A 6,895-nucleotide genomic window follows, 5' to 3' on the forward strand; every position below is an offset into this window, starting at 1 on the left:
TCATTACTTAACCACCACAAGTAACTTTGGGTAAAGATGCAAGATCTGAGTATTAGGTGGTTTTGGATTTTTCCCAGGTGCTAGTTATCCTTTTCGTGCTATTAATTTATTTATTAATCAACCCCATTTATGGAAATATACTTTGATCCCTATTTTAGTAAATGTAGCAGTAGGACTAGTTTTATATTTAAGTTTATTTGCCTTTGGTTGGTACGAAATCAATCTTTTAGTAGAGTTTTTACGAAATAATTGGCTAAGTTTTATAGAAAGATTACCAGATTGGCTGCAATTTTTAAACTTAATTATTGTGGCTTTATAGCAATGAGCGTTGTACTGTTAACAATATTTATATTTACAGATCCCCCCAACCCCCCGCAAACTCGGGGGGCTTTTCATGATAACTGTAAACATCTATTTGGTCATTGCTATAACTTGGATATTGCGCTTGGTTTTAATAGTAATTTGTACCATTATTGAATTTTGTATCTATTCCCATTTGTGTAAGTGGGGGAACCTTGTTTGTATGCGATCGCATTTTGCCTAAGCTTGAGGCTAGGTAAAATCAGCGTGAATTGCTAACCAAATGCAGGGAGGTTGAGAACTTGTATATTCTACTCGATGTTTTTGCTTAGCTGAGATTAAAAGATAATCACCCGCTTCTAATTTAATGTTTTGTCCCTCAAAATAAGATAATTCTGCACTTCCTTGTAAAAGTATTACCCATTCATCTCTATCTTGGCTTAACCATTCACCAGGAGGCGTTATTTGTCCTGTAGAAACAATTTTTTCTACTAGAATATTGGCATTAGATATCAGAGTTTGGAAAATTTCTTGATCCCTTAATTTGTCTGGTAGTTGATAAATATTAGGTAATTTAGTCATTTCTTGATAAAACTCCTCTTGAAAGGCGATTGTTATCTTTAAAAAATAAATTATTACTTATTAATTTTACAGTTTTCCAAAAGGCGCAAGTCAATACTGCGTAGGTTTTGAATCAAACATATTTATTTTGAGAAAGCACCGGAGCCGGGAGCACCGGAGCACGGGAGAGGGGTTTTTGGCTTTGTAATTAATCTCCTTTCAACCTTACTCTAATCAATAATTTTCTCTTAACAAAAGCAGTATTGGGGCGCAAGTCACCGGGAAAGGCGCAAGCCACCAGGAAAGGGCGCAAGTCACCGGGAAAGGGCGCAAGCCTTGCGCCCCTACTACTCAGGGCTGTTTTATTCTAAAATTTTGTCGTAAGCTAGAAGCTAGACACAACAAAAGTTGACGCTCTTTTTAGCTATTATTAGAAAAAAGGGGATTTATTATTAGCAAAAAATCCCATCTCCCTGCTCCGGTGCTCCCTGCTCCGGTGCTTCTCCTCACCATTTTCTTTGTCAAGAACAAAACAACCCTGCCCCTACTACTGGTGCGAGTGATGTAAGGTTTATGAAAAAATATATATTTACAATGTAAATACGAAATGCCTTATATATAATGGAGAGCATGGAGCACAAATTTATTTTTAATGGCATTACTTTTGTGTGGAATGAGGAGAAAGCAAGGCAAAATCCAATCATGGTGTGGAAGAAGATCTTATTAACCAAGCTTTTGATGAAATTGCTCATAATTAATTTTGATACCTCATCCATATTAATCTAAAAATACTGCTTCTGTTGATATTATGCTCATTCAAAAGAAGAATGCGATCGCCCTAGGCTCATATCTTGCATCTTTACCCACAGTTGTGCAACACCACCCATTTTAGATTAAAAGCTGTTTTTGTTGTGCTAATTTAACCCAATTGGGATATTCAGTCATTAGTAAATTATATAATTCATCATCACCTATTAATTGAGGATCTTCGACGCTAAAAAAATCAGCATTATCTAAATAACGACCAGATAAATCGTCTAAAGATTCTAAGAAGCTAAAATCACTTGCTAATCCTTGAGAAAGCCAACTGAGTAAACCACCTTGTTTAACATCTTTTTTTGATTTCCCAATAGCCAGAAATTGCCAAAAAATTGGTTCATAAGATGACCACTTTAATTGGTTTTCCGCATTTGGACCATCTTGTGGAGCACCATCAGTTACAAACATTACATAGACTGGAGATGATGAAGTAAAAGGAGTCTGTAATGCTTGCCCTTTGTTATGAGGAAAATAAAATTCTCTAATCATCTTCATCACTTTCCCATAACAAGTACCTCCTTCTAGGGGATGTTTTTGCTGAATTTGTTGAATAAAATTAGCAAAATTATCAATATTCATCTCTCCTGCGTTATGAGCTTTAGCTCCAAATAAAAAGATATCAATCGTACCATTGTCATCAAAGTTACAACCAAGAGCTAAAATTTTTTCAGCAAATACTTGTATTTTTTTTGAACTATATAAATTGGACATTGATCCAGAAATATCTAGACACAAAGCGACTTTAGCACGATGTTTTTCTAACTTAACTTTTTCTAGAACTATATTCGCTTTTTTGGCTAATTTCAAAAGATCTGGTGCTTTTTTTTCTAGTTTAACTTCTAGTAAAGACATATCACTCATAAGAAATTTCCTCAATTTTGAAAACAGATTCGATAGATCTTAAAACTTCTTCAGAAATCTATTCTCGATAATCTTTTTCTAACTAATACCAATATCTTACACTAATTCCGGGGCTGTTGCAGAAACGGTCCTGTTGTAGATAAATTTTTAAGTTGAGGCAGGAGGCAGGAGGCAGGAGGCAGGAGGCAGGAGGCAGAGGGCAGGTGTTTTATGTACCTCATGAGTCCTTTGAAACGCTATAGATTAGAGTTATTTGTAAGAGAGTTTTTTGGCGATCGCTCTGCTAAATTGCTGAAAATAATCGATGAAAGAAAATATTTACCTCAAAAAAGAGCTGAGGTAAAAGGAATTCGGAATTAGGTCATTTTTTATTGGTCAAGAATCGTGCGATCTAGATTCGCCCCTGTTAGATTCGCATCTTCTAGATTCGCCCCTGTTAGATTCGCATCTTCTAGATTCGCCCCTGTTAGATTCGCCCTTGTTAGATTCGCCGCTATTAGATTCGCATCTTCTAGATTCGCATCTTCTAGATTCGCATCTTCTAGATTCGCCCCTATTAGATTCGCCCTTGTTAGATTCGCCCTTGTTAGATTCGCCGCTATTAGATTCGCCGCTATTAGATTCGCCCCTCTTAGATTCGCCGCTATTAGATTAGCCCCTGTGAGATTCGCATCTTCTAGATTCGCCCCTGTGAGATTCGCCCCCTCTAGATTCGCCCCTGTGAGATTCGCACCATCAAAATTTTGGATGCTTAAATTGCATTCATGTAAATCTAAATAACTTAAGCAATCGGTAATTAATAACTGTTCAAAATTCTCTCTTTGCCCTATTAATCTACTTATCCAATTACCAAAGTTTTGAGGAGATTTCCAATCAATAGTTGATAGTTGTGTTTCTTCTTGCTTCTTATTGGCATTGACAACTCTAGCACAGGCATTCAAAATGATTAACAAAGCTGACTCTGAATTTTTACTATACTCCAACATTTGTTTAAAACTAGGTAAATTAAGAGCCTCGATTGGCATTCCTTTTGCCATTACATATTCAATTAATCTGCATAACCGTTTTTGCCATGCTGACACGTGGGGGATTGGTTGCAATTCCATTTCCCGCAAAATAAAAGCAAAAATATCAAAATCTAAAGGAGATGCTCCACATAAGTTAGCCCAAGTGATTAAGGCTTGTCTTTCATCATAATCGTCATCATCATTGTCTAAATTTTCGCTATCGGTTAGTTTTTTATTAATCATCTTTAAACTTCTAACCAAAGCAATTGCTGTAAGATATTCACCAAAACTTTTATGGCTAAATTCAAATGTCTTATCACTACCTCGCAAATCCTCAGTTTCCCGAAAATAAAAGGCTAATAATAAATTATTAATACTTGCTCTTGATTTTTCTGTTTGATTTCCTGATAAACTTTTTTGGAATTTTTGTAATAATCTAGTAAGATTATTATTTTCACAACGTTTTTTTATTTCATCAATAGTAGTAGTGCGTCCGTTACCGTGCCAACAGGTGATGGCAATTTCCCTTAAAATGTCAGTAAATTCTGTTTGATCAATACCTTCAATTGACTGATGTTGTCTATTTTTACCTTCGTAACCTCTTTCATAAACTCTCTTGAGTAAATCTTCATAAATCTCATTAATGTTAGTTTGTTCATCAAATTCAACTTCTCCTCTTTCATAACTTAATACCACTAAATAATTAAGTAATGGCTGACTAGTAATATCAACTAGATTATCTCGGTCTAATTCTGAAGGTAACCCTTGATAATTTTTATCTTTGGCTTGAGTATATTTTTTCCACCATAACTGCCTTTGGTCTTTTTTTAACAAATTATTATCATCAACATATCTATGTTCTCTTTTTTGTTGCTTAGTAATCAAATAAGGCAGTAAATATAATAACTTATCAGTTTGCTTAAACTTACCGCTATTAGCTTGAATTATTACTTCTCTTCCTAGTATTAAAACTTGTAACCGGGTTTTATTTTGATTAAAGTTACTAACTAATATTCTAATTTCATCGACAAATTCTTTAGCTGTTTGTTCCCCAACTTTCCCTTGTTTAGCTAATTCATCTAAACCATCAAAAATAATTACTAATGATAATTCTTGATTGGTTTTTTCTAAGGGATTTTGACTGAAAAAATCATATTGCAGAAATTCTCCCAGGGAATGTGTTAAGTCACCAGTTAAACTAAAACGATGTAAGGAAATAAATAAAACTTTTTTACCCTTTTCTGCTTGTTTTGCTGCCCACATTTTACCAAAAGAAGATTTACCACTACCAGGGCTACCTGTTATCATGCGAATGGCATCATCTTTATCACCTTTTTCTAGCCATCTATTCAACTCATCTGCGGGATTCACAACAATTCGTTGATATTCTCTGTTAAGATTTCTAGTATCTCCTAAGGTCTCTGTTTCATCTTCTCCCAATTCATAATAAGCCCTCAGGTCAATATAAATTTGTTTTAAACTAAATGCTTCTTCAAATACAGGTTTTTGAATTTCTTTTTGGAGCCATGCTCTATAATGATTCCATTCTCTAGATTTGTCTACAGCTTCTGTGAATGGATTATCTAATTCATGGAGAATCACTTGATATTTTGATTTATCTTTTCTCCATTCTTGATATAACTCCTCAGCAAAATATTCTGGTAAACGATTACTGATACTTTCAGCTTCTCTTTGATTGGAGATTACAGTGATTAGCCATTCATAAAAACCTTGTTTAGCATCTTGTAAAAAAGGCAGATTTTGAGGGTTAGTAAAAAATTCTTGATTAATAATTAAACTATATTTTTCCAGGGCTTTAGTTATTTCTTTTGTTAATGCTTTTCCGTCAGGTTTTGAGTTTGAGGATTCAAATAAAATAAAATTGCTTTCTACTAATTCTTCAATAGCATTAACGAGACTTGTAATAATTAATAAACCAGCCATTTCTTCTGGTGAATTGGGTTTTAAGCCCAGAGTATTGATTAAATCTACACCATCTTTAGCTAAACCTACCCAATTACCTGTAAAAAAATCAATTGCTCCTTTCCCTACAGTGGGAAAGAGTTTTTTGAAATCAACTTTGATTGATTTTTGATTCTGTGTTGGTGATTTGACTTCCACACCTGTTTTATCTTCTTCGGATCTATTTGATTGTCTAATTTGTATTTCTGAATTTTCTGATGACATTGATTTTTATGGTTGAGCCTTTGTGATACATTCTTATTATAAATTTTCATCACACTGAGATCTTGCATTTTTATTAAAAGTTACTGGTGTAGTGTAATTTAGAATTTAGAATGCCCCAATGTAGAATTATTGCTTAAGTATTTATACTTATAATTGGGGACACAAATTCTTTTATCCACCAAATAAATAAGTTTTTTCCTTAGCTAATGAAAGTACATAAGTGCTGTTGGAAGATATGAGTTTATGAAAAAATATATATTGACAATGTAAAGACAAAATGCCTTATATATAATAGAGAGCATGGAGCACAAATTTATTTTTAATGGCATTACTTTTGTGTGGAATGAGGAGAAAGCAAGGCAAAATCCAATTAAGCACCAAGGAGTTACCTTTGAAAGAGCGGTAGAAGCATTTTTTGACCCCTTTTTAGTAGTAGTAGATGCCAGTCGCAATTATGAAGCCAGAGATGCCATTATTGGTATGGATAGAGATAATTATCTTTTATTTGTGGTTCATATTCAACAAGAGAATGAGATGATTAGGATTATTTCCGCCCGAAAAGCTACCCGTCAAGAACGTAATTACTATGAAAATTGAAACTTTAAAACAAAGATTAAGAAAAGATCGCCCGATGAAAACTATTACCCTTCGTATACCTGAAGACGTAGTTGAAGATTTGAAAAGAATAGCACCTGTATTGGGTTTTTCTGGTTATCAACCTTTAATGAGAGCTTATATTGGACAAGGCTTACGAGAAGATTTAGAAAAACTAGAAAATAGTCCGTTTTGGCAGTTGATAGAAAGTCTTAAACGTCATGGTGTGGAAGAAGATATTATTAAACAAGCTCTTGATGAAATTGCTCATAATTAATTGTGATCCCTCATCCATATTAATCTAAAAATACTGGTTCTGTTGATATTATGCTCATTCAAAAGAAGAATGCGATCGCCCTTGGCTGAGATCTTGCATCTATACCTAATGTTACTGGTGGATGAATCTTGAAGTAATGAGTAAGAAGTCTTGGAGTCTTGAAGTAATGAGTTTTGAAGTAATGAGTTAAAGAATTAATGCGATCGCGCTTAAAAATTGGTTGACCTTTGCTACGATCTTAGACTAAAGAGAAATGAACTTTTTCTGAGGTTAATTTAGTACATAAGTA

General features: G+C 34.0%; 7 protein-coding genes. 4 read left to right on the top strand and 3 right to left on the bottom strand.

Annotation, left to right across the window (positions count from 1 at the left end; genetic code table 11):
- The first annotated feature begins 142 nt into the window (after window positions 1-142).
- A complete protein-coding gene (locus tag MW688_RS19240; protein WP_486737632.1) occupies window positions 143-319 on the top strand; it encodes a hypothetical protein in 177 nt (58 codons plus the stop codon).
- A gap of 233 nt (window positions 320-552) precedes the next feature.
- On the opposite strand, the gene MW688_RS19245 is transcribed toward MW688_RS19240, so the two are convergent.
- Both MW688_RS19245 and MW688_RS19250 read right to left on the bottom strand, forming a co-directional pair.
- A complete protein-coding gene (locus MW688_RS19245) occupies window positions 553-882 on the bottom strand; it encodes a cupin domain-containing protein (protein ID WP_486737633.1) in 330 nt (109 codons plus the stop codon).
- Between the two features lie 867 nt (window positions 883-1,749).
- Complete coding sequence (locus MW688_RS19250) at window positions 1,750-2,541, bottom strand: VWA domain-containing protein (RefSeq protein WP_486737634.1); 792 nt, start codon at window positions 2,539-2,541, stop codon at window positions 1,750-1,752.
- Between the two features lie 219 nt (window positions 2,542-2,760).
- On the opposite strand from MW688_RS19250, the gene MW688_RS19255 reads away from it, so the two are divergent.
- Window positions 2,761-2,901 carry a hypothetical protein gene (locus MW688_RS19255; RefSeq protein ID WP_486737635.1) on the top strand — a complete coding sequence of 47 codons (141 nt, stop codon included), beginning with the start codon at window positions 2,761-2,763 and terminating at the stop codon, window positions 2,899-2,901.
- Window positions 2,902-2,909: 8 nt separating this feature from the next.
- Here MW688_RS19255 and MW688_RS19260 read toward each other — a convergent pair whose 3' ends face one another.
- Window positions 2,910-5,735, bottom strand: coding sequence for a pentapeptide repeat-containing protein (locus tag MW688_RS19260; RefSeq protein WP_486737636.1), 2,826 nt, complete (start codon window positions 5,733-5,735; stop codon window positions 2,910-2,912).
- Window positions 5,736-6,035: 300 nt separating this feature from the next.
- On the opposite strand from MW688_RS19260, the gene MW688_RS19265 reads away from it, so the two are divergent.
- Together MW688_RS19265 and MW688_RS19270 are read left to right on the top strand one after the other, a co-directional pair.
- Window positions 6,036-6,332, top strand: coding sequence for a BrnT family toxin (locus MW688_RS19265; protein ID WP_486737637.1), 297 nt, complete (start codon window positions 6,036-6,038; stop codon window positions 6,330-6,332).
- Window positions 6,322-6,606, top strand: a complete 285-nt coding sequence (locus tag MW688_RS19270; RefSeq protein WP_486737638.1) for a hypothetical protein — start codon at window positions 6,322-6,324, stop codon at window positions 6,604-6,606. The genes MW688_RS19265 and MW688_RS19270 overlap by 11 nt, the downstream gene beginning before the upstream one ends.
- Window positions 6,607-6,895: the final 289 nt, after the last annotated feature.

The sequence above is a fragment of the Johannesbaptistia floridana genome, from assembly GCF_057440575.1.

Excerpts from the sequence above, each read along its gene's own strand:
- MW688_RS19245 (WP_486737633.1), bottom strand. The coding sequence starts at position 882 with ATGACTAAATTACCTAATATTTATCAACTACCAGACAAATTAAGGGAT.
- MW688_RS19250 (WP_486737634.1), bottom strand. The coding sequence starts at position 2,541 with ATGAGTGATATGTCTTTACTAGAAGTTAAACTAGAAAAAAAAGCACCA.
- MW688_RS19255 (WP_486737635.1), top strand. The coding sequence starts at position 2,761 with ATGAGTCCTTTGAAACGCTATAGATTAGAGTTATTTGTAAGAGAGTTT.
- MW688_RS19260 (WP_486737636.1), bottom strand. The coding sequence starts at position 5,735 with ATGTCATCAGAAAATTCAGAAATACAAATTAGACAATCAAATAGATCC.
- MW688_RS19265 (WP_486737637.1), top strand. The coding sequence starts at position 6,036 with ATGGAGCACAAATTTATTTTTAATGGCATTACTTTTGTGTGGAATGAG.
- MW688_RS19270 (WP_486737638.1), top strand. The coding sequence starts at position 6,322 with ATGAAAATTGAAACTTTAAAACAAAGATTAAGAAAAGATCGCCCGATG.